Source organism: Streptomyces sp. NBC_00078, assembly GCF_026343335.1.
GTDB lineage: Bacteria > Actinomycetota > Actinomycetes > Streptomycetales > Streptomycetaceae > Streptomyces.
Genome location: NZ_JAPELX010000001.1, coordinates 7,572,009 through 7,594,601, shown reverse-complemented (window position 1 = coordinate 7,594,601; position 22,593 = coordinate 7,572,009). Strand labels below are relative to the sequence as shown.

At 71.9% G+C, this 22,593-nt stretch carries 20 protein-coding genes; 6 read left to right on the top strand and 14 right to left on the bottom strand.

Going from position 1 to position 22,593, the window contains the following annotated elements; genetic code table 11:
- Positions 1-63: 63 nt before the first annotated feature.
- Complete coding sequence (locus tag OOK07_RS35335; protein ID WP_266685879.1) at positions 64-732, top strand: TetR/AcrR family transcriptional regulator; 669 nt, start codon at positions 64-66, stop codon at positions 730-732.
- A 48-nt stretch (positions 733-780) separates the two neighbouring features.
- Here OOK07_RS35335 and OOK07_RS35330 read toward each other — a convergent pair whose 3' ends face one another.
- From OOK07_RS35330 to OOK07_RS35305, 6 genes are all read right to left on the bottom strand, one after another.
- Entirely contained in the window at positions 781-1,746 is a 966-nt protein-coding gene (locus tag OOK07_RS35330) for a hypothetical protein (RefSeq protein ID WP_266685878.1), read from the bottom strand.
- Between the two features lie 125 nt (positions 1,747-1,871).
- Positions 1,872-3,971 (bottom strand): SWIM zinc finger family protein, encoded by a 2,100-nt coding sequence (locus OOK07_RS35325; protein WP_406312874.1) that lies wholly within the window; start codon positions 3,969-3,971, stop codon positions 1,872-1,874.
- Between the two features lie 1,070 nt (positions 3,972-5,041).
- Entirely contained in the window at positions 5,042-7,879 is a 2,838-nt protein-coding gene (locus tag OOK07_RS35320; protein WP_266800537.1) for an SCO1167/SCO6262 family helicase, read from the bottom strand.
- A 101-nt stretch (positions 7,880-7,980) separates the two neighbouring features.
- Positions 7,981-8,565, bottom strand: a complete 585-nt coding sequence (locus OOK07_RS35315) for a sugar kinase (RefSeq protein WP_266800536.1) — start codon at positions 8,563-8,565, stop codon at positions 7,981-7,983.
- Positions 8,562-9,710, bottom strand: coding sequence for an ROK family glucokinase (locus OOK07_RS35310; RefSeq protein WP_266802135.1), 1,149 nt, complete (start codon positions 9,708-9,710; stop codon positions 8,562-8,564). The genes OOK07_RS35315 and OOK07_RS35310 overlap by 4 nt, the downstream gene beginning before the upstream one ends.
- A 255-nt stretch (positions 9,711-9,965) precedes the next feature.
- Positions 9,966-10,703 carry a GntR family transcriptional regulator gene (locus tag OOK07_RS35305; RefSeq protein WP_266802133.1) on the bottom strand — a complete coding sequence of 246 codons (738 nt, stop codon included), beginning with the start codon at positions 10,701-10,703 and terminating at the stop codon, positions 9,966-9,968.
- Positions 10,704-10,833: 130 nt separating this feature from the next.
- Here OOK07_RS35305 and OOK07_RS35300 point away from each other — a divergent pair, with 130 nt between their 5' ends.
- The gene (locus tag OOK07_RS35300) at positions 10,834-11,856 is read left to right on the top strand and encodes a Gfo/Idh/MocA family protein (protein WP_266685874.1); all 1,023 of its coding nucleotides are present in this window, start codon (positions 10,834-10,836) and stop codon (positions 11,854-11,856) included.
- Between the two features lie 207 nt (positions 11,857-12,063).
- Here OOK07_RS35300 and OOK07_RS35295 read toward each other — a convergent pair whose 3' ends face one another.
- Together OOK07_RS35295 and OOK07_RS35290 are read right to left on the bottom strand one after the other, a co-directional pair.
- A complete protein-coding gene (locus OOK07_RS35295) occupies positions 12,064-12,744 on the bottom strand; it encodes a response regulator transcription factor (protein ID WP_266800534.1) in 681 nt (226 codons plus the stop codon).
- A gap of 47 nt (positions 12,745-12,791) precedes the next feature.
- Positions 12,792-14,039, bottom strand: coding sequence for a sensor histidine kinase (locus tag OOK07_RS35290; RefSeq protein ID WP_266685872.1), 1,248 nt, complete (start codon positions 14,037-14,039; stop codon positions 12,792-12,794).
- A gap of 178 nt (positions 14,040-14,217) precedes the next feature.
- Here OOK07_RS35290 and OOK07_RS35285 point away from each other — a divergent pair, with 178 nt between their 5' ends.
- On the top strand, positions 14,218-14,418 hold the full coding sequence (locus tag OOK07_RS35285) for a hypothetical protein (RefSeq protein ID WP_266800533.1): 201 nt from the start codon (positions 14,218-14,220) through the stop codon (positions 14,416-14,418).
- 75 nt (positions 14,419-14,493) lie between these two features.
- Here OOK07_RS35285 and OOK07_RS35280 read toward each other — a convergent pair whose 3' ends face one another.
- The 3 genes from OOK07_RS35280 to OOK07_RS35270 all read right to left on the bottom strand — a co-directional run bounded on the left by OOK07_RS35280 (position 14,494) and on the right by OOK07_RS35270 (position 16,550).
- Positions 14,494-14,889 carry a ribonuclease domain-containing protein gene (locus OOK07_RS35280; protein ID WP_266800531.1) on the bottom strand — a complete coding sequence of 132 codons (396 nt, stop codon included), beginning with the start codon at positions 14,887-14,889 and terminating at the stop codon, positions 14,494-14,496.
- Between the two features lie 132 nt (positions 14,890-15,021).
- Positions 15,022-15,648: a dihydrofolate reductase family protein gene (locus OOK07_RS35275; protein ID WP_266685867.1), complete on the bottom strand. Its 627-nt coding sequence runs from the start codon at positions 15,646-15,648 to the stop codon at positions 15,022-15,024.
- An 89-nt stretch (positions 15,649-15,737) separates the two neighbouring features.
- Positions 15,738-16,550, bottom strand: coding sequence for an AIM24 family protein (locus OOK07_RS35270; protein ID WP_266800530.1), 813 nt, complete (start codon positions 16,548-16,550; stop codon positions 15,738-15,740).
- A gap of 113 nt (positions 16,551-16,663) precedes the next feature.
- Between OOK07_RS35270 and OOK07_RS35265 the strand changes: the two genes are divergently transcribed.
- On the top strand, positions 16,664-17,410 hold the full coding sequence (locus OOK07_RS35265) for a 3-oxoacyl-ACP reductase family protein (protein WP_266800529.1): 747 nt from the start codon (positions 16,664-16,666) through the stop codon (positions 17,408-17,410).
- Between the two features lie 135 nt (positions 17,411-17,545).
- On the opposite strand, the gene alc is transcribed toward OOK07_RS35265, so the two are convergent.
- Together alc and allB are read right to left on the bottom strand one after the other, a co-directional pair.
- Positions 17,546-18,676 (bottom strand): allantoicase, encoded by a 1,131-nt coding sequence (gene alc / locus OOK07_RS35260; RefSeq protein ID WP_266800527.1) that lies wholly within the window; start codon positions 18,674-18,676, stop codon positions 17,546-17,548.
- 47 nt (positions 18,677-18,723) lie between these two features.
- Positions 18,724-20,064 (bottom strand): allantoinase AllB, encoded by a 1,341-nt coding sequence (allB, locus tag OOK07_RS35255; RefSeq protein WP_266800525.1) that lies wholly within the window; start codon positions 20,062-20,064, stop codon positions 18,724-18,726.
- Between the two features lie 268 nt (positions 20,065-20,332).
- On the opposite strand from allB, the gene OOK07_RS35250 reads away from it, so the two are divergent.
- Entirely contained in the window at positions 20,333-21,130 is a 798-nt protein-coding gene (locus tag OOK07_RS35250) for an IclR family transcriptional regulator (RefSeq protein WP_266685861.1), read from the top strand.
- A gap of 176 nt (positions 21,131-21,306) precedes the next feature.
- Here OOK07_RS35250 and OOK07_RS35245 read toward each other — a convergent pair whose 3' ends face one another.
- Positions 21,307-21,627, bottom strand: a complete 321-nt coding sequence (locus OOK07_RS35245) for a DUF5955 family protein (protein WP_266800523.1) — start codon at positions 21,625-21,627, stop codon at positions 21,307-21,309.
- A gap of 189 nt (positions 21,628-21,816) precedes the next feature.
- On the opposite strand from OOK07_RS35245, the gene OOK07_RS35240 reads away from it, so the two are divergent.
- The gene (locus OOK07_RS35240; RefSeq protein ID WP_266685859.1) at positions 21,817-22,416 is read left to right on the top strand and encodes a nucleotidyltransferase family protein; all 600 of its coding nucleotides are present in this window, start codon (positions 21,817-21,819) and stop codon (positions 22,414-22,416) included.
- Positions 22,417-22,593: the final 177 nt, after the last annotated feature.

Genomic DNA, 22,593 nt, shown 5'->3' with positions numbered 1-22,593 from the left:
AGCGCGACCCGGGGGATTTTCAAACAGTGTTTGAATGCCGGTGCGGCTCGCTAGACTGCGGCCGTGAAGCTGACGGCAGACCGGATCATCGACGCGGGGATGGCAGTGTTCGCCCAGACCGGTTACCACGGCTTCTCCGTGCGTCAGGTCGCGGACCGGCTCGACGTGCACGCCGGCAGCCTCTACTACCACGTGCCCAGCAAGGCCGCGCTGCTCCAGCTGATGGCCGACCGAGTGGTCCGGCAGGCGTACGAGGCCGGCACCGCCGCCCTGGCCGGACTGCCCGCGCAGGCAGGCTGGCCGGCGCGGGTCACGGCGCAGGCCGTCGCCCTGCGGCAGAGCATCCGGCAGCACCCCGGCGGGGCGATCATGCTCGCCGGCAGCCCGAAGACCCTCAGCCCCGGCGCGCTCTCGCTGATGGAACGCCTGCTCGCCACCCTTGCCGAGGCCGGTGTGCCCCCGGAGGACTGCGGCACCGCCGCCGACACCGTGCTCAGCCACGTCACCGGCTACGTGCTCCAGGAGCAGAGCGATCCACCCGCGATGCCGGTCACCGCCGAGGACGTCGCCGCCCTCCACCGGAGCTTCCCGCGGACGGTGAGCGCCTCGGCCGCACACGGGCCGGACGAGAAGTTCACCCGCAGCCTGGACCTGCTCTGCGCCGGCATCGGGACGCTGATCCGGCCGCCGTCCGAAAAGGCGCCGTCCGAAGAACCGGACGGGGGCTGCTAGCGGTGGTCCGGGCGGGCCCTGCCGGGGCTCGGTGGCGTCCGGTTCGGGTCAGGCGCGGAGGGTGACCCCGAACCGGGTTCGCATCCGCCGCATCTCCCACAGCGATACGGCAGTCACCGACAGCGGTCCGCCGAGCATGGAGCAGTACTGGACGACCGGCGGGCCCTCGGGCAGACCGTCGCCGAGCACGTTGAACACCGCGAACACCCACACCAGCGCCATGGTGATCACGGGCGGCAGCATCGGATGGACCTGGGCAGTGTTGAAGGCGCTGCGGGCCGAGTACAGCGACGCCAGGATGAAGAAGGGGATGCCCCACACGATCACAGCCGTCGCCGCGATGAGGAGCGCGTACTCCAACACGGTGGGTCGCTCGTCGGTCCCGATCCGGGACGCCGGGAACAGGATCACGCCCATGGCGACGATCGAAAGCACGTACCAGCCGACCGCCTTGAGCGGAGCGCGCAGTCGGGAGCGCATGTGCGGCCGCAGGTGCGAGGGCGCGTAGTAGATGAATCCGACGATGATCAGGGGACCGGCGACCAGTAGCACGAACGGCGCGACGAGCATCTGGGCGGCGCTGCCGTACGCCGCGTCCGACCAGCGGTCCGGCTTCACGTTGTAGACGAAGACCAGGGCCACCGTGGCGGCGGCACCGAGGACCGTGCGGGCCAGCTGAACGCGGTCCACTGCGCGGTCCTCTATCCGGCCGTCGCCCTCCTGCACGAACAGCTTGGTGGCGACGCGGTGCGCGGAGCGCAGGATGGCGGCGACGAGCCAGAACGGCGAGACGTAGCGCAGGCAGCCGCCGCTGCGCCGGGCGGGAGCGCGCGGCGTGGGTTGCGGGCCGTAGGGGTACGGCGGCTGGTTCGGGTACGGTCCCGGCTGCGGTGGCGGAGGGCCGTAGGGGCCGCCCTGCGGTGGTCCGTAGGGACCTCCCCAGCCCTGACCTCCCGGTCCGTTGCCGCCAGGCTGCCCGGGGCCGGAACCCGGCCCCCATCCCCCCGTAGCCATGCCTCTCCCACCGTTCGTTTTCGGCTTGTTGCTGTGTCGTGCCGTGACCTCGCGGCATTGTAGTGGCTCATCGTGACGCCTACGCCACAGTGGGAATCAGCCCTGCCGCGGAACGTGAGCCCCTGTCAGGCGTCGGGCGAGGCGCCGAGGCCGGTGAGGGCTCCGACCGGGTCGAGGCCGGGAGTGCCGCGTGGCCACCAGTCGTCGTGGCCCGGTTCCGACTCGTAGGCGTACCACAGGCCATCGCGGCCCAGGCGGAGTTGGACGTGGCCGCGGGGGTGGCTGAGGTGGTTGCGCCAGGGGCGGAAGGCCGGGAGGTCGGCGGCGAGGAGGAGGGGGCGGGCGCGGTCGAAACGTCCGGCCGGCGGGTCCCAGGGGTCTTCCAGGACGGCGAGTCCTTCCGCGCCGCCCTGCCGCCAGGCGGCGACCGCGCGGGCCAGCTCGGCGGGAGTGCGGCCGGCGGCGGACGCGAGCGAGGCGTAGACGGCGCGGGTGCCGGCGGTGAGTCCCGAGCCGGGGCGGGCGGCGGCGAGCCGGACCGCGTCCTGCCACAGCGTCAGTTCCGCCACCGGGTCGCGGCCGGTGCTGAGCAGGGCATGGGCGCGAGCTGCGGCGTCGGTCGCCAACTGGTCCAGCGCGAAGGGGTCGGGGCCGCCCGGCGCCGCCGGGTAGACCGGGGGCTGCTCGGGGTGCGCCGGGACGGGCAACGGCATGGGGAGCAGCGGGAGTTGGCGGGGCGCGAGGGCTTCCGTGGCGCGCACGCCAGGGAGCGGGGCGGGTTCCTGCTCCTGGGCGGCACGGGCCGCGCGGGCGGCGCTCAACCGGGAGAGAACGTCGAGCAGGTCTCGTTCGCCGCGGCCGCGCAACAGGAGCAGTACGAAGGGGTCGGCGTCGAGCAGGCGTGCCGTCTGGTAGCAGAGGGCGGCGGCGTGTTTGCAGGGGTGGCCGCGGTCAGGACAGCTGCAGTGCGGGTCGAGGTCACGCGGGCCCGGCAGCAACGGCACTCCGCAGTCGGCCAGGGACTGCGGCAGCTCCTTGTCGAGCAGCGCGGCGATGTGCCCCGGGCGCTCGGCGGCGGCGTCCAGGAACCGTGCCCAGTCCGCGTCGTCCAGGGTGCGCAGCCGCACCTGTACGCGGTACGGGCGCGGGCGGCTGCCCTGCACATACGCGAGCACGAGTCCGGGCGTCACCGTGATGGCGTCCACATGCCCCTGCTCGGCGTAACTCCGGCCACGCGCAAGCCGCTTCGCGTCCAGCGCGCCTTCCTCCAACGCCGTGACCCACGCATTGCCCCACCACGTCTCCGCGAAGCGGGCGTCGGCCGGGGCGGGCGAAGCACGGGACGGGAAGGCGGGGAAGGTGCGGCGCAACTCGCCGTCGCGGGAAGGGGCGGCCATGGAGGAAGCCCGCAGGGCGGCAGGGCCGGACTCTTCAGGTGTCTGCGCCACTGTCTGTGCCGTTGCCGTTGCCTGTGCTGTGCGTGCTGCGCCGGGCCGATGGGCTTCGGCAGAGGGTCCGGTGAGACCGGCTGTCCCAGTACGGTCCCTGGACGTGGACGACACCTCGGAATCCGAACTCCCCCTCCCCGCACTTTCGTTGTCGTCGTACGCCATGTCCGGCTCGGCCGCCGAGGAAGGCATACGGAAGGCGTCGGCGAGCAACTCCCGCAGCTCACGCGCCTGTACGCCGGCAGCGCGGCGGGACGCATCGCCCTGGGCCCTGTTTCCCGCCGGACGCCGCTGCCGCCGCCCTGCCTCGGCCGCGGCACGCTCGGCGTCCTGAGCCTGACGCGACCGCGCCCGAGCGGCACGCAACGCCTCACGCGCCACATCACCGGGCCGCCCACCCTCAGCATCGGCTTCCCCACCCCGAGGCCCCACCTCGGCCTCCGGCCTCACGTCCGTCACTTCCGGCAGCGCGGCGGGCGGGGCGGAAGTCGGTGCTTCGGTGGGCGAGTTCGACGGGTCAGAAACATCAGAAACAGACGCGTCCGCGAGCGGATTCGGCAGAACGGCCGGAGGCTCCTCGCCGGGCCGGTCCGGCGAAGCAGACGAAGAAGCCTCAGCCAGCAGATCCGCAGGAGCAGACGCCTGCGCCTCATTCGGCAACCCCGGCAGAGCAGGCGTCTCCGCATGACCAGGCCGGTTCAGCGGAACAGAACTCGGCGCCTCACCCGACGCGTCGAGCAGGTCAGACCTCGGAGCCTCACCGGAGCGGTATCGCACGGGAGAACTCGGCTCAGTGCCGGGCAAGTTCGGCCAGGCAGATGTCGATGCCTCACCAGGCGATTCCGGCAAGGCGGAACGCGCTGCCGCACTGGACGCGTCGATCAGGGAAGACCCTGGCCGCTCGCCCGGGCGATCCACGTCCGCTGCCACGTCGGCGACGACGCCCGGCATGTCCCCCTGCGATGCGTCTTCAGCGGAGTCGCCCGCGGCGCCGTTCGGAACAGGGTCCGGGGTCATGGTGTCCGCGGTCCCGGCCGCAGCATCGCTGCCTACGTCACGCCGAGTGGAGACGGATGCCCGAGCAGGACCCGCTGCGTCCGCTCCCCCGCCTGATGCCACACCTCCCGATGCGTCCCCGTCCGAAACTCCCGGTGCCGAACTCCCAGACGTCGAATCAGGGGACACGGCCCTCACGGCCTCCCCCATGGCACCACCCGGGCCACGTCGACCGGAACCTGCCGCCGGAGCTGGCCCATCCGTGCCCGCTTGCCCGCCGGAAGCCGCACCGCCCGACTCGTCTCCGCCCGAACTCCCCACCGCCGCATCGGAGTCCGCGGCACCCATCGCCCGCCTTTCGGCGATCGCCCGGCGCAGCGCCGCCCGCGCGGCATCAGCGGGGCGCGCTCCGCCGCCCTCACGCGTCCCGCGCGTCTCGGAGGCGTGCTCCAACTCGGGAGTCCTCTCCGTCAGCGGCCACCGCTCCCCGTGTCGCACCGGCACCGCCCCACGTCCCGCGCTCCGCTCCTCCGCGGAACCCTGCCGTTGGCTCCTCCCCGTCACCGATTCCTGCCGTGCACTCCTCGCGGCCGTCAGCTCCCCCTCTGCACCACCCCCGGCCGCCGGCTCCCCCTCTGCACCACCCCCGGCCGCCGGCTCCCCTTCTGCTCCCTTCCCGACCGTCAGCTCTTCCCCCGCACCGCTCCCCGCCACCAACTCCTGACCGGCGTCCGCCTTTCGCCCCGACTCCCGCTCCGGGCCTTGCTCCCCACGCCTCTCGACCCCGCCCCGTTCCGCCCGCTCCCGTGCCTCCCTCAGGGCTCGGCGGGCTTCGTCGGCCGGGCCCGGGGTCATGTCGGCCTCCGGAGGGAAACGAGGTCGGAGAGCTCGCGGTCGGTCAGTTCCGTGAGGGCCGACTCGCCGGAGCCGAGGATCGCGTCGGCCAGGGCGCGCTTGGCCTCCAGCATTTCGGCGATGCGGTCCTCGACCGTCCCCTCGGTGATCAGGCGGTGGACCTGCACGGGCTGGGTCTGGCCGATGCGGTAGGCGCGGTCGGTGGCCTGTTCCTCGACGGCCGGGTTCCACCAGCGGTCGAAGTGGATGACGTGGCCCGCGCGGGTGAGGTTCAGACCGGTGCCGGCAGCCTTCAGGGACAGCACCAGGACCGGGGTCGAGCCGCTCTGGAAGCGGTCCACCATGCGTTCGCGCTCCAGGACCGGCGTGCCGCCGTGCAGCAGCTCCACCGGGACCGCCCGGGAGGCCAGGTGCGCGGTGATCAGACGGGCCATCCCGACGTACTGCGTGAACACGAGTGCCGAGCCGTCCTCCGCCAGCAGCGTGTCCAGCAGCTCGTCGAGAAGGGCGAGTTTGCCGGAGCGGGTGAGGAGCCGTTCACCCGAGGACGCCTCTTCCTTGAGGTACAGCGCGGGGTGGTCGCAGATCTGCTTCAGCGCGCCGAGGAGCTTGAGCACCATGCCTCGGCGCGCGATGCCCTCCGAGGTCTCGATGGCCAGCAGGGACTCCCGCACCACCGCCTCGTACAGCGCGGCCTGTTCGCGGGTGAGCGGTACCGGGTGGTCCGTCTCCGTCTTGGGCGGCAGCTCGGGGACGATGCCGGGGTCGGACTTCTTTCGGCGCAGGAGGAAGGGACGGACCAGGCGGGCCAGGCGGGTCACCGCCTCCTGGTCCTCGCCGTTCTCCACGGCACGCGCGTGGCGGGCGCGGAATGACTTCAGTGGGCCGAGGAGTCCCGGTGTCGTCCAGTCGAGCAGGGCCCAGAGTTCGGAGAGGTTGTTCTCCACGGGGGTGCCGGTGAGGGCCACGCGCGCGGGTGACGGGATGGTGCGCAGGGCCTTCGCCGTCGCCGAGTACGGGTTCTTCACGTGTTGTGCCTCGTCCGCGACGACCATGCCCCACGGCTGCTCGGCCAGTCGCGGTGCGGTGGTCCGCATCGTGCCGTAGGTGGTGAGGACGAAGCCGTCGGTCACGTCCTCCAGGGTGCGGTCCGGGCCGTGGAAGCGACGGACGGGGACGCCGGGTGCGAACCGGGTGATCTCCCGCTGCCAGTTGCCGAGCAGGGAGGCCGGGCAGACGACCAGGGTCGGCTCGCTGCGGGCCCTTTTCAGGTGCAGCGCGATGACGGTGATCGTCTTGCCGAGGCCCATGTCGTCCGCGAGGCAACCGCCCAGGCCGAGGGAGGTCATGAGGTCCAGCCAGGCGAGGCCCCGGAGTTGGTAGTCGCGGAGGGTGGCGCGAAGGCCGGCCGGAGGCTCGGCGGGGCGAACTCCCGTCGTGAGGCGGTCGCGCAGGGCGGCCAGGGCACCGACCGGCACCGCCTCGACCGTTTCGCCGTCGACCTCCGCGCTGCCGCTGAGCGCCACCGAAAGCGCGTCGACCGGGTCGAGCAGGCCCAGTTCGCGCTTGCGGGCCTTGCGGACGAGGGCGGGGTCGACCAGGATCCAGCGGTCCCTCAGGCGCACCACCGGACGATGGGCCTCGGCCAGCGCGTCCATCTCGGCGTCGCTGAGAGGGTCGCCGCCGAGCGCCAACTGCCAACGGAACTGGAGGAGTTCCTCGCTCTCGAAGAAGCCGGTGCCGTCGGTCGCGGAGCCCGGCGCGGGGCGTACCACCGCGGCCGCGCTCAGGTCCTGGGCCAGGTCACGGGGCCAGTGCACGGCGACCCCGGCGGCCGCGAGCCGTGTCGCCGCCACGCCGAGCAGGTCGCCCAGCTCGTCGTCGTACAGAGCCAGGACGTCAGGCACGTCCTGCTCGGAGAGCCGGTCGAGCGGCGGCCAGATCCGGGCCGCGCGCCGTACGGCGAGAGCCGCGTCCACGCGTGCGCGTGGGCCGAACGCGGCGTCGGCCTCGCCCGCCCACAGGGCCGCCGCGTCGGCGATGAGCGTGGGGTCGGCGAGGCTGTGCACCTGGACGATCGCGGCGCCCACGGTACGCACTCCCTCCTCCCCGTCGAACAGCTCGTACGCCGACAGGTCCAGGCGGAGTGAGATGCGCACGCCCGCGTCCATGCCCGCGGCGACCTCGGCTGCCCAGTCGTGCGCGTCGGGCAGGCGCTGCGGGCGGCGGTCGGCGAAGGGCCTGCCGGAGGCGTGCGGTGCGGCAGGGGTGCGGGGGAGGGTGTCCGCGACCGCGTCGAGGAAGGAGCGCATCAGTGCTTCCGGCTCGGGCAGCCGCAGCGGGCCCGGTCCGGGCAGCGGGACCGCATGGCCCTCGTACGGCAGGGCGGCGGCTACGGCCCGGATGTGCGCGATGTCTTCCGGGTCCAGGGGGCCGGCCCGCCAGGCGTCGTGGCCGGTGGCCGTCAGACCGGGCAGCAGGCGCCCCCTCGCGGTGAGGCGCAGCGCGTGCAGGGCGGCAGCGCCCCAGCAGGCGGTGGCGGGGTGGGCCGCCGGGTCGCGCCGGGCGCGGACGAGGACGGGCAGGGCCTCGCCGACCGGGAGGGACAGTGCGGGTGCGGTTCGCCGCCGCGCTCCGGCGCCATGCCGTCGTACGACGGTGAGCTCGGTGTCTCCGGCGGGCAGGGGGCCGTCCTCCGGGTCCCAGAAGGCGATCCGGCCCTCCCGCGGCAGCGGAGCGGGCAGGAAGACGGCCGCAAGTCGGACGGGGACGGACTCCGCCGTGCCCGGCTCCCGCTCCCCCGCTCGCGCGGCCCCCGCAGCCGTGTCGCTCATACGACCTGTCACCTCCCGCCCCGTGTGTCGGATCAGACGTCTTCGACTCTACGGGCGGGGTCTGACAATCGGCTCCGGTGACGGTCCCGGGGTGCGCCCCCTCACGGAACGGTGCGGGAGACGACGTAGAAGAACGGGTTGTTCCTGTTCCCCAGGCTCATCATGACGTACTGGGTGGGCTTGGGTGACTTCTGCTTGTGGACCAGGCCGTACCAGGGGCCCGGGCTGGTGAAGTCCCAGCCGGTGATCTTCTGGTCGCGCGCGCTGATGGTGATGTCCCCCCGCTTCAGGTCGGCGCGGCTGACGCCCATGTCGTGGAGGAAGACCTCGAGGTTGCGCAGGGGGGTCTGGAACTGGACGTAGAGGCGGCTGGTCTTCCAGTTGTTCGTCTCGTAGCTGGCGACCTTGCCCGACGGGTGCGGCATCGGCACCTGGTAGAGGCGGCGCTGCACCTTCGACGGCCAGCCCTTGGTCAGGCCGGTGGCCGCGTACTTGGCCTCCTTGTCCTTGCCGCTGTCGCGGCTCTGGTTGGCGGAGATCACCAGATAGCCGGCCGGGACCCCGATGAGCAGCACGATGATGATCAGGGTGAGGGCCCTGCGGCGGATCTTGTGACGGCGGTCCTCTGGCGGCCGGGACGGCTCGTCCGAGGACGAGGCCTGGCGCGGCAGCGAGGGAGGAGTCATGCAGTGTCCTGGGTCGAACGACGGGTTTCCGCGTACCGCTCGTAGCGCTCGTAGCGCTCTACCCGGCGGCGCTTGGCGCGGCGGAAGCGGCGGGCGACCAGGCGGGCGAGGTCGGCGGCGCCGACCATACCGGCCTCGGGGCCGAGCTGGGCGCGGGCGATACGGGCCTCGGGGCGGTAGCCGCGGCCGGTGAGCTGACGCTTGAAGGCGTCGCGTGCCGGGCCGATGAGCAGGTCGTCGGCGGCCGAGACACCGCCGCCGATGACGAAGCAGGACGGGTCCAGGGCGGCCGCGAGGTTGGCGATGCCGACGCCGAGCCACTGGCCGATGTCCTGCAGCAGCTCGATGCACATCGCGTCGCCCTCGCGGGCCAGCTCGGTGATCATCGGGCCGGTGATGTCGGCGATGTTCCCCTTGACGTGCTCGATGATCCCGTACGCCACCGGGGAGTCGGCGGCGGCCAGCTCCTTGGCCTCGCGGACCAGCGCGTTGCCGGAGCTGTACTGCTCCCAGCAGCCGCGGTTGCCGCACGGGCAGCGGTGGCCGCCGGGCACGACCTGCATATGGCCGAACTCGCCCGCGACACCGTACTTGCCCCGCTTGACCTGGCCGTCCTCCAGGATCGCGCCGCCGATGCCGGTGCCCAGCGTGATCATGACCAGGTGGTCCTCGCCGCGGCCCGCGCCGAAGCGCCACTCGGCCCAGGCGGCGGAGTTGGCGTCGTTGTCGACCAGGACGGGCACGGCGAGCCGGCCGGCGAGGCGGTCGCGGAGCGGCTCGTTGCGCCAGGACAGGTGGGGCGCGAACAGGACGCGGTTGCGGTCGGCGTCGACCCAGCCGGCCGCGCCGATGCCGACCGCGTGCACGTCGTGCCGGTCGGAGAGGTCCAGGACCAGTTCGACGATGGTGTCCTCGACGACCTTGGGGCTCTTGGACTTGTCCGGGGTCTCCGCGCGCAGCTTCTCCAGGATGTTGCCGTCGGCGTCGACGACGCCCGCCATCACCTTGGTGCCGCCGATGTCGATGCCGACTGTCGGCACGCGCGGCGCGGTCAGGTGCGAGCGCCGCTCCCGGGTGCCGACGGTACGGAGCGCGGGGGCGCGCCTGGAGCCTATGGGGGCGCTGAAGTTGCCGTAGGTGCTCATCAAGGCCCGATTCTGCCGCACGCTCACGCTGTGTGCCGAGCCGGGGAGCAAAGGGGGTGCGCGAAGGGTGCCGGGTGTGGGGTGTCCCGGCTGGTCACGCCCACGCGGCTGAGCCGCTCGTCGATGCGGCCCCGCGCCCCTTGGAGCGCGTCCGGTACCCGCCGATGTAAATGTCCTGACATTACGACCAGCCGAGCCCCGTGAAGCCTGCTCTCAGGACCGCGCCCTCGTGACGGTGCCCTCAGGACCGCACTCTCATGACCGTACGAGCAGCTGGAACTCGAAGGAGTAGCGCGACGGCCGGTAGGTGTGGGTGCCGTACTCGACCGCGCGGCCGGTGTCGTCGAAGGTGACGCGCTGCATGGTGAGCAGCGGGGCGCCCTCGGGTTCGGCCAGCCGCTCGGCCTCGGCGGCGGAGGCCGAGCGGGCGCCGATGGTCTGGCGGGCGCTGTGCAGCGTGATCCCGACGGCGCGCATCATGCGGTACAGGCCGGTGGCCTCCAGCTGCCCGGTGTCCAGGTCGAGCAGGCCGGGCGGGATGAAGTTGCACAGGTGGGCCATCGGCTCACCGTGCGCGAGCCGCAGCCGCTCCACCCGGTGCACATCGATGCCCTCGGCGAGGTTGAGAGCGGCCGCGACCTCGGCGGACGCCGGGACGACCGTGTTGACGAGCACCTTGGTCGCGGGGCGCTGCCCGGCCGCCTCCAGGTCGTCGTAGAGGCTGCTGAGTTCGAGCGGACGCTTGACCTGGCTGTGCACGACCTGCGTGCCGACGCCCCGGCGGCGCACCAGGAGGCCCTTGTCGACGAGCGACTGGATGGCCTGGCGGACGGTGGGGCGGGACAGGCCGAGCCGCCCGGCCAGCTCGATCTCGTTGCCCAGCAGGCTGCCGGGTGTGAGCGCTCCGTGCTCGATCGCCGCCTCCAGCTGCTGGGACAGCTGGAAGTACAGCGGCACGGGAGAGCTCCGGTCCACACTGAGCTCGAGCGGCACGGTCGGGTCCACTTCTGGTTTCGGCACGGGCCCGAGCGTAGCTCCACGAGTTGTTGACGGGAAGTCGTGTAGTTCGATTGTCCGGACATATGCATTGACAGCGTGCGCACTGAACCCTCACTTTGATTCCATGCGCATCGGGGTCATCGGTACGGGGCGGATCGGCACCATTCATGCGAACACGCTCAGCCGCAATCGCGAGGTGGGATCCCTGATCCTCACCGACGTGGATCCGGCGCGGGCCCAGGGGCTCGCCCACCGTCTCGGGGAGACGGCGGCTCCGGGGGTGGACGAGATCTTCAAGTGGGGCGTGGACGCCGTGGTGATCACCACGGCCACATCGGCCCACGCCGAACTGATCGGTCGGGCAGCACGCTCCGGACTCCCGGTGTTCTGCGAGAAGCCCATCGCCCTCGACCTGCCCGGCACACTGCACGCCATCGGCGAGGTCGAGGCCGCAGGGACGATCCTGCAGATGGGGTTCCAGCGCCGCTTCGACACGGGCTACACGGGTGCGCGCGACGCGGTGCTCTCGGGCCGGCTCGGGCGGCTGCACACCGTACGGGCGCTCTCGTCCGACCAGGCCCCTCCCCCGCCCGGGTGGCTCCCGCTGTCCGGCGGGCTGTACCGGGACACGCTGATCCACGACTTCGACGTCCTGCGCTGGGTGACGGGGCACGAGATCGTCGACGTGTACGCGGCCGGGTCCGATGCGGGGCCGCCGATGTTCCGGGAGGCGGGCGACGTGGACACGGGTGCCGCGGTGCTCACGCTCGACGACGGCACTCTCGCCACGGCCACGGCGACGCGGTTGAACGGCGCCGGCTACGACGTGCGCATGGAGCTGGCCGGGGAACTCGACCAGATCGTCGTCGGCCTGGACGACCGTACGCCGATCGCGTCCACGGAGCCGACCGGACCGCCGGCCGCCGACAAGCCGTGGTCGGGTTTCCTGGAGCGCTTCGGGCCCGCCTACGAGGCCGAACTGTCCGCGTTCGTCGAGGTCGTGCTCGGGCGGCGGGCCAACCCGTGCGACGGGCGGGAGGCCTTGCAGGCACTGCGGATCGCCGAGGCGTGCGAACTCTCCAGACGGGACCGCAGAATGGTGGCACTCGCGGAGATCCCGGGCCGGGTGGAGTCGGCGTTCAGATGAGCAGGCGTGTCACGGGCGCCGCGCTGTCCGTGGCCACGGCGCACCGGGCCGCCCTCGCTCAGTAGCGCGTACAACGGTATGCCCCTCCCGTGCGGAACCCGTCGGCCAACTCCCCCAGGTCGATCGCTTCCGCCATGCTCACCCCGCCCTGCCACGTCCCCCGTCAGGATCTTCTCCCCGTACACCGACAACGCACGGCGGGTGCGGCTAGTGCCCGTCGCCGTCCGGTTCCTCCAGCAGTCCCGCGTCGTACGCCAACAAGGCGATCTGCACACGGTTGTTGAGGTCGAGCTTGGCCAGGATGCGGGACACATGGGTCTTGACGGTGGCGACGCTCATGAACAGGGCGGCGGCGATCTCGGCGTTGGACAGACCGCGGCCGACCGCCACGGCGACCTCGCGTTCGCGGTCGTTGAGGACGGCGATGCGCACGCGCGCGTGCGTGCGCCGGGTGTCGGCGCCGCTGCCGACGGCGTGCTCCATCAACTGCCGTGTGACGGTGGGCGACAGCACGGGATCACCGACCGCGACCCGGCGCACCGCGTCGACGATCTCGGCGGGCGGGGTGTCCTTGAGCACGAAACCGGCGGCACCCGCGCGCAGGGCGCGCAGCACCTGTTCGTCGGCGTGGAAGGTGGTGAGGACGACGACCTGCGGGGCGTCCTTGCGGCCGCGCAGCCGTTCGGTGGCCGTGAGGCCGTCCACCGACGGCATCCGGATGTCCATGAGGACCACGTCCGGGCGGGTGCGATCGACGAGTGCCTCGACCTCGGAGCCGTCGGCGGCCTCGCCGACGATCTCGATGTCGTCGGCGCCACCCATCATCAGGGACAGGCCGGCCCGTACCAAGGGGTCGTCGTCGACGAGGAGCAGTCTGATCGCAGTCATGGGCCATACGTAACCATGGTGGGGGCGTCCCTCGCGCCCGGGTCGGGTCATCCCCAGGGCAGCCAGGCCCGGACCCGGAACCCTCCGTCGTGCTCCGCCCCGTGCGCCAGCCGGCCGCCGGCCAGCGTGGCCCGTTCCGTCAGGCCGATCAGGCCCTGCCCGGAGCCTGGCACGGAGGGGACCTCGCCCTCCGGGGCGGGATTGCGGACCTCCACGACGAGGCCGTCGCCCGGGGCACCTGTGACGCAGACCGTGACCTCCGTGCCGGGGGCGTGTTTGCGGGCGTTGGTCAGGGTCTCCTGGGCGATGCGGTAGGCGGTGCGGCCGACGGAGGCGGGGACGGCGGCGGGGTCGGTGACGCGGCTGGCGAGGGTGACCTTCATGCCGGCCTCGCGGCACTCGGTGACCAGTGCGTCCAGTGCGGCGAGCGTCGGCTGGGGGCGGCCCGCGTCGTCGGGCTCGCCCGCGCGCAGGACTCCGATGATCTCCCGCAGGTCCTGGAGGGCCTCGTGCGCGCTTTCCCGGATGACGCCGGCCGCTCGCGCGATCTCCTCCTGGGGTGCGTCCGGCCGGAACTCCAGGGCGCCCGCGTGCACGCTCAGCAGCGTCAGCCGGTGTGCGAGGACGTCGTGCATCTCCCGGGCGATGGCCTCACGGGCCAGCCGCTGCGCCTGCTCGGCACGCAGCTGCGCCTCCGTCTCGGCGCGGCGGGCGCGGTCGCGCAGGCTCAGCGTGAGCTGGCGCTTGGACCGTACGAACATGCCCCAGCCGATGACCGTGAGGGTCAGCAGCTCCGTGAACGCGACCGCTCCCCCGTACGGCAGATCGGGGTCCGGGCGCAACCAGAACATCAGCGGAATCAGAGCGAGGGATGCACCGCCGACCCAGGCGATGTACCGGAAGGGCCGGTGCACGGCGAGGGTGAAGAGGGCGACGATGCCGGCGCCGCCCGCCGTGTTCGACACCAGGCCCACGAGGACCATCGCGACGGCCAGCCCGAGCGGCCGGCGACGGCGCAGCCACACCGCCGCGCAGGACAGCGCACCGAGCAACTGGTCGGCGACGGCGAGGGCGTGCGGGGTGTTGCCGTCGCGGCTGAGGGTGTCCGCGGCCGCCAGACCGAGGGCGACGGCGAGCAGGAAGCAGGTGAAGTCGACGACCCAGTCACGCGCGGTGCGCCGGGGACGCCCGGAACGCCCGGCGTCGGGCTCGAGTTCGTGGAGCACAGCCGACGGAAACAGCCATCTGGGCCCGATGGTCCCCACTTCGGCCGAGGCCGGCCTGTCGTCACTCACGGTTGGCAAATCTACTCAGTGCGGGCCGCCGGCACCCCTCCGCGGGGAAGATCCCCGACCAAAGTCGCGCCACCAGCGACTTTTGGCGCACCCGGCCCACGGGGCGGGGAACTTAGGTCGGTCAGGGCTCGCCCCGCGGCCGATGTCCGTGGGGGGTCCGCGGGGCGAGGGTCGTGCCATGAGGAAGTTGCTGGAAGTCGTCGGATGCATCGCCCTGCTGCAGGGCGTGCCGGGCCTGCTGCACGAGTTCACCCACTGGCATGTGGGCCTCGTGCAACGGCTCGGCATCCTCGACGGCTACGAGGTCTACGCGAGCGTCACCCTGGTGGTGCTGGCGTTCGCGCTGTTCGCCGCCGCGGAGAGCCGGAAGTCCGGATGAGGTCGGACCGGACCTCCGGCTCGTCGCACCGTTCCTCGTGCCGAGCGGGGGAAGTCGCTCAGCAGCCGGCGTCGATCAGCAGCCGAAGTCGACCAGGTCGAACGTGGCGTAGTGGTCGGAGGTGTAGTAGTCCTCCTGGGTCTCCTCGCCGGTGACGATGCGGCGGGCTCCGCGGGTGGGCGAGCCGGGCGTCTTGACCGTGTACTCGTGGTAGTACCCGGACGACTGGCTGGGCAGGACGCCTTCGCGGTTCGTGAAGACGACGCCGTCCTGCGAGTACGGGAAGGGCCCGCCCTGCGCGATCAGGTCGAGGGTGTCGTGCGCCTGGGAGGGCAGGGCGCCGTAGCAGATGCTGCCGACGGACGCGGCAGCGGCGTCCGCCGTGGTGGCGGAGACGGTGCCGCCCACGAGGAGGGCGGACAGGAGAGCGGCTGCGGCGCCGATGCGAGTGGTGCGTGGGGGGAAGTTCATGACCTCATGATGACGCGCGTAGACAGTGGCATGTCAATGACAACTGCGGAGATTTTCCCGTCACGTCGGATGAGTTTTCCGCGCGTTAACGTGGGGGCCCGTGACCACACACGGCCCCCACAAGAGGCGCGGTCAGGCGTTCTCCGGTTCCGCGTACGAGCCGTAGTCCGGGCGTCCCGCCAGGTCGTACGACTGGATGGAGACGCCCGCGGAGGTGACGCTTCCGCCGGCGTGACGGAACTTGGTCGGAACGGCGCCCTCGGTGAAGAAGCGGAGGCCGGAGCCGAGGACCACCGGGAACGTCAGCAGGTGGAGGGTGTCGACGAGGTCGAGCGCCAGCAGGGACTGGACGAGGGCACCGCTGCCGTGCACCTGGAGCTCGCCGTCGGTGCGCTCCTTGAGGGCGGTGACCTCCTTGCCCAGATCGCCGCTGATCACGGTGGTGCCGGCCCACTGCGGGTCGGAGAGGGTGGACGAAGGGACGTACTTCGGCAGCGTGTTCAGCTGGGAGGCGATCCGGTCGGCGGGGTCGGTGTTCTTCGGCCAGAACGAGGCGAAGATGTCGTACGTACGGCGGCCGAGGAGGAACGCACCGGGACGGTCGAAGACCTCGGTGATGAACCGGCCGAAGTCGTCGTCGCCGAACGGGAAACTCCAGCCGCCGTGCTCGAAGCCGTCGCGGGTGTCCTCCTGGGGTCCGCCGGGTGCCTGGTAGACGCCGTCGAGGGTGACGAAGATGGTGGAGACGAGCTTGCCCATGGCGGGTGCCTGCTTCCTGGAGTGGGGTCTGTTGTCATCACCTCAGACCCCACCGGCACCCGCAACTCATCGGCCGGCCATGCGGTGCCTCACCCTGCGTTGGTGGAGAAGAGGCCGCCCGCCGGTCCCTGCTTGTCGCCGCCCTGGGCCTTCTTCAGGGCGTTCGCGAGGCTCTCGATGGTGAGGGACTGCAGGATCACCCGGCCGTTGCCCTCCAGGGTGGCCAGGGACAGGCCCTCGCCGCCGAAGACGGCGTTCATAATCCCCTGGCGGTTGAGGCCGCCGACCCGCTGGACGCCGTACTGGATGCCCTCCTCGAAGGCGACGACGCAGCCCGTGTCGACCTCGATACGGCCGCCGAAGTCGGCCGGGTTGAGATCGATGAAGTTGCCCGCGCCCGCGATGATCACCGTGCCGTGCCCGGTGAACTTCTCCAGGACGAAGCCCTCGCCGCCGCTCATACCGGTGCGGCCGCCCTGGAAGGCGATGGCGAACTCTACGGTGGACTCGGCGGCCACGAAGGCGTCCTTCTCGGCGAACCACGCGCGCGTGCCGCTGAGTTCGAGGGCGCGCATCTCGCCGGGGAGAACGCCCGCGAAACCGACGGTGCCCTCGCCGCCCTGGGCGCTGAAGTACTGGAACGCCAGTGACTCGCCGGCGAGCATGCGCTGGCCGGCCTGCATGGCGGTGCCCATGGCCTGGCGCAGCATGCCGCCCATGCCGCCCCCTCCGCCCTGGGCCTGGCCGCCGCCGCTCGACGGACCGGACAGGCGGGTGTCCATGGTCACGTTCGTCGTCTTGAACAGGAACTTGCCCGCCTCGCAGTACACGGTCTGCCCGGGGCGCAGGCTGACGACCGCCATCTGCATGGCGTTGCCGACGATCTCTTGCTGAAGGGTCACGAGGGGTAAACGCGGGAGGTGGAGAAAAGAGTTCCGGCCACGCGATCCGGTCACCCGACCTCGGTGTCCGTTCGCCGCCAGCGGCGCGGTGCGGTCGGCGCTGTGATGGACCCATGACAACGACTCGGACAACCCTGCACGGCAAGACGGCCCTGGTCACCGGCGGCAGCCGCGGCATCGGCGCGGCCACCGCGCTGCGGCTCGCCCGGGAGGGCGCGGATGTGGCCATCACGTATGTGAACGGCAAGGAGGCGGCCGAGGAGGTCGTACGGCGGATCGAGGCGCTGGGACGGCGGGCGGTGGCCCTGCGCGCGGACTCCGCGGACGCGGAGGAGGCCGGGGGCGCGGTGGAACGTACGGCGCGGGCGCTGGGCGGACTCGACGTGCTGGTCAACAACGCGGGGGTGGGAGTGCTGGGGCCCCTGGAGGGCCTCTCGCTCGCCGACGTCGACCGGGTGCTGGCCGTGAATGTGCGCGGTGTGTTCCTGGCCTCGCAGGCGGCGGCCACGCGGATGCCGGCCGGCGGGCGGATCGTGACCATCGGCACGTGTATGACGCAGCGCGTGCCGGGGCCGGGCGGAACGCTGTACGCGACGAGCAAGGCGGCGCTGACCGGGTTGACGAAGGCGCTCGCGCGGGAGTTGGGCGGGCGGGGGATCACGGCGAACATCGTGCATCCGGGGCCGATCGACACGGACATGAACCCGGCGGGCGGGCCGTATGCGGCAGATCAGGCTGCGATGACCGCGCTGGGCCGGTTCGGGACGGCGGAGGAGGTCGCGGCGATGGTGGTGCATCTGGCGGGGGCCGAGTACGTCACGGGGGCGGAGTTCGCCGTGGACGGTGGGTTCGCGGCGTGAGGCCGACGGGGGTTTTCAACCCCGCCGCCCCTGCCCGTCCCGTCCCTACCCGTCCCGTCCCTACGGGCTGCCGCGCTCGGGCGCCCTCTTCGGCCTGAACGGCTTCGTCCCCGAATGCCGGACGGGCTGAAATGGTCAGCCCCCCAGTTCCTGGTGCCGGGCCGCCAGGCCGGACGTCCCTTGCGTCGTCAGGGAACCGAACAGCCGCAGTCGGGAGATGCCGCCGTCGGGGTAGATGTCCACGCGCGCGTGGGTGCCTACGGCCGGGGCCGGGAGGACGAAGCGGTGGTTGGTGTCGGGCTGGAGGCGGGTTCGGGGGAGGATCTGGGTCCACTCGCCACTCTCGCCGTCCCGCAGCGACACAGACGCCCAGCCCGCGCTGTTGCCCTTCAGGTACGCCGTGTCGATCTCGATGGCTCGGATCCGGGACTGGGCCGTGAGGCGGTAGCGGATCCAGTCGTTGCCCTGGTCTCGGCGGCGGCGGGTCTCCCAGCCGTCGTCCATCTTGCGGGAGCGGCCCGGCTGGATGGTGTTCGTGGCCGGGGAGTAGAAGAGGTTGGAGGCGTCCTCGACCTGGCCGCCGTTCTCCAGCGCCACGACGTCGAAAGTACCCAGCGTCTCCAGCCAGTTCGGGTCCGGGACGACTTCGCCGTACACACGCAGGCGTGCGATGCCGCCGTCTGGGTGCTGGCTGACGCGCAGGTGGGTGAAGCGCTGCTCGACCGACACGGCGAAGCCGTTCGCCGCGTGGCCGCCGACGGGGGTGCGCGGGACGAGGGTCGTCCACTTCACGTCGTCCCCGAGGAGTTCCTCCGGCGACGGGAAGCCCGGGACCGACGCGCCCTCGACCGACACCGCCTGCGGGTAGTTGCCGCGGAAGTGGGCCGTGTCGACGACGATCCCGCGGATCACGCCGGGGGCACCGAGGCGGACCAGCGCCCAGTCGTGGTCCTCGGCCGTCGGCCACGGGTGGTCGGCCGAGGCGCCGCGGCGGCGCCGCGTCTCCCAGCCGTCCATGATCTTGCCCTTGTGCCCGAAGTGCTCGGGGTCGAAGTGGGCCGGCTCGGGCACCAGCAGGTTCTCGCGCTGGGCGAAGAACTCGTCGTTGGCGGCGATGACGCCGGCGCCGAGCTGCCGGTCGGCGAGGTTGGCGTACTGGGTGAAGGGGAAGTCGGCCGTACGGTAGTCCGCGTACGGGTCACCGCCTCCGAAGGGGTTCGCGTCGCCGGTGAAACGAGTCAGTCCTGATTGCTGCTGCGCCGTCACGAGGTGTGTGCCTTTCGGGAGTTGACCGCTGCGGGTACGGGAGGGAGTCAGGGGGTGCGGGTGAGGAGCCGGCCCCTGGGTTCGGTGAACTCGCCGTCCGTCACGATGCGTTCGCCGCGAAGCCAGGTCGACTTCACCACGCCGTGCAGGGTCTTGCCGGCGTAGGCCGTGACGCGGTTGCGGTGCTGGAGGGCCGCAGGGTCCACGGTGAACGTCTCGTCGGGCGCGAGGACCGCGAAGTCGGCGTCACGGCCCGCCTCGATGGCACCCTTGCGGGTGTCCAGGCCGACGAGTTCCGCCGTGCGCGAGGACATCCAGCGGACGACGTCCTGCAGGCCGTGGCCGCGCCTGCGGGCCTCGGTCCACACCGCGGCCAGGCTCAGCTGGAGGCCCGAGATACCGCCCCAGGCGGTGGCGAAGTCGTCCGTCTTGAGGTCGGCCGTGGACGGCGAGTGGTCGGTGACCACGCAGTCGATGGTGCCGTCCGCGAGTGCCTGCCACAGCAGGTCCTGGTTGGCGGCCTCCCGGATGGGCGGGCAGCACTTGAACTCGCTTGCTCCGTCCGGGACTTCCTCGGCGGTGAGGGTGAGGTAGTGCGGGCAGGTCTCGACGGTGATCCTGACGCCCTCCGCCCTGGCCTCGGCGATCAGCGGGAGCGCGTCGGAGGAGGACAGGTGCAGGACGTGCACGCGGGCGTCGAGACGCTTCGCCTGGGCGATCAGCTGGGCGATCGCGGTGTCCTCGGCGTCGCGCGGCCGGGACGCCAGGAAGTCGGCGTACTTCGGGCCGCCGTACTGCGGGGCCGCGTCCAGGTGGTGCGGGTCCTCGGCGTGCACGATCAGCAGGCCGCCGAAGGAGGCGATCTCGGCCAGGGACTGGGCGAGCCGGTCCTGGTCCAGGTGCGGGAACTCGTCCACGCCCGACGGCGACAGGAACGCCTTGAAGCCGAAGACACCGGACTCGTGCAGCGGGCGCAGGTCCTTGACGTTGTCGGGCAGCGCGCCGCCCCAGAAGCCGACGTCGATGTGCGCCTTCTCCGCGGCGACCTCCCGCTTGGTGCTGAGGTTGTCGACAGTCGTCGTGGGCGGCAGGGAGTTGAGGGGCATGTCGACGAGGGTGGTGATGCCGCCGGCCGCGGCGGCGCGCGTGGCGGTCCAGAAGCCCTCCCACTCGGTGCGGCCGGGGTCGTTGACGTGCACGTGCGTGTCGACCAGGCCGGGCAGCAGGACGTCGTCGCCGAAGTCCTCCAGGCGTGCTCCGGCAGGTATCTCGGCGTCGTACGGGAGTACGGCCGTGATCGTGCCGTCCGCGACCGCGACCGCGGCGGGACGCGTCCCCTCGGGCGTGATGACGCGCGTCGAGCGCAGCACCAGTTCTACGTCGGACACCCGGACCCCTCTCAGCCGCCGCGGAGTACTGCCGGCGCGTTTACTTCCGCGTAACGGAATTCAACTTTCTGTTGAAGGAGTCTTCACTCCCGCTTCCATGCCGTCAAGGGCACACTTCTCCACAGTGCACCCACTGCGCCCACTCTGGACGTTTCCACAAGACGGAATTAGAATTCCAGCAAGCAGAACGTAGTTACGCACAAGCAGGGAGTCAACCGACTGCCGGGTAGGCTTCAGCCCTTCCCGCCAGCCCCGAAAGGAACGCGCCGTGCCGACGTCCAGCGCCAGCACCCCCGACTCCGCCAAATCCAACGGCGGCGGGGTCCAGTCCCTTGAGCGTGCCTTCGATCTGCTCGAGCGGATGGCCGATGCGGGTGGCGAGGTCGGGCTGAGCGAGCTCTCCGCGAGCAGCGGTCTGCCGCTGCCCACCATCCACCGCCTCATGCGCACCCTCGTGGCCTGCGGATACGTCCGCCAGCAGGCCAACCGCAGGTATGCGCTCGGCCCGCGGCTGATCCGCCTCGGCGAGTCCGCCGCCCGGCTGCTGGGCACCTGGGCCCGCCCCTATCTGGCCCGCCTGGTCGAGGAGACCGGGGAGACGGCGAACATGGCGCTGCTCGACGGCGACGAGATCGTGTACGTCGCCCAGGTGCCGTCCAAGCACTCGATGCGCATGTTCACCGAGGTCGGCCGACGCGTCCTGCCGCACTCCACGGGCGTCGGCAAGGCCCTGCTCGCCAACACACCGGACGGCGAGGTGCGCGCTCTGCTCTCCCGCACCGGCATGCCCGCCGCGACGGAGAAGACGATCACCACCCCGGAGGGCTTCCTGGCAGCCCTGGCGGACGTACGCCGGGCCGGCTACGCGATCGACGACAACGAGCAGGAGATCGGCGTCCGCTGCCTCGCGGTCTCGGTGCCCAACTCCCCCACCGCCGCCGCCATTTCGATCTCGGGACCCGCGGGCCGGGTCACGGAGGCGGCGACGGACAAGATCGTGCCGGTGCTGCAGCAGGTGGCGTCGGAGCTGTCGGAGGCACTGGCCAGCTCGGGACCGGCGGCCTAGCCTGCCCGCCCGGGGCGCGGGGGACACGCTCGGGACCAAGCCTGAAGGCAGGGAGACCTGCAGCGGAGCGAGGTGTCCATCACGCTGCAGGAGAACAAGCACCGGTCCTCCACGCTGCAGGAGAACAAGCACTGGCCCTCGGGAAAGTGGCAGGTCGGAGATCTGAGCAGGACCGGTCAGGAACAGCGGTGCGGTGGTTCCGCGAACAGGTCCACCGCGTCGCGTACGTCCGACAGCCCCGGGGCCAAGGCGCTCACGGAGCCGATCGCGCCGGCGACCAGCAGCAACGACCGGCGCAGACGCGGGATTTCGGGGGCGCCGTCGATCGTCATCGCGGCGAGCGCGGCGAGTTCGTCCTCGGCTATGCCGCGGTCGGGGAACTCGGCCGGGTGCGCGGCGAGTTCGCGGCGCAACCGGGACACCGCGGTCCGCAGTTCCGCCACCCTCGGGTCCTCGTCGCTGCCGGTCACTGGCCTCTGCCCCAAGCTCCGCAACACAGCTCTCCCCCAGCCACGTCTTCGTGCGCTGTCACTTCGCGATCCCGCCATGCTCCCCTGCGGCGTTGGTCGGGCGCCTGGGGACGCGGGTCAGTAAACGCCACCCGATACCGCGCGCGCCACTGTGCGGACCGAAATTCAGCCCCCCGGAAACCGGGCACTCGCCCAGGCGTCAGGTAAGCAGGACGCATGACGGATGACGAACAGCAGGTGGCCGGACTGGTCCTCGCCGCGGGGGGCGGACGGCGGCTCGGCGGGCGGCCCAAGGCGCTGCTTCAGCACCGCGGGCGGCCGCTCGTCGAGCATGCAGTCGGAGTGCTGCGCGCGGCCGGCTGCACCCGCGTCCATGTGGTGCTGGGGGCACGGGCCGACGCCGTACGGGAGCGGGCGGAACTGGAGGGGTGCGTGCTCGTGGACAACCCGGAGTGGGAGCAGGGCATGGGGACCTCGTTGCGGGCCGGGCTGGACTCGCTCGCCGGGACGGGGGCCGCGGCCGCCGTGGTCTTCCTCGTCGACCAGCCGGGGATCGGGCCGGAGGCGGTCGCGCGGGTGCTGGCCGCACACCGGAACGAGACCTCACTCGTATCGGCCGCCTACGACGGCGTCCGCGGCCATCCCGTCCTCTTCGGCCGCGCCCACTGGGCGGGCATCGCCGAGACCGCGACCGGGGACCGCGGGGCCCGCGCCTACCTCACGGCGCACGAGCCGGCGATCACGCTCGTCGAGTGCGGGGACGTGGCGCAGCCGTACGACATCGACACGGCGGCCGATCTCCTCCACCTTGAGTGAACGGGGTGGCACCGAGCGCCACCTTCCCTCGACCCGGAGAATCTCGACATCAACAAACCATTGAAGTTCCACGATGAGGAAACTAGTATCCACTGTTCAGAAGCGCCCTACCGCTCGACGGGCGTTTTCCGCCGTACCCGGTTCGACTGGCACCCCGTGCCACCGCTGAAGGAAGTG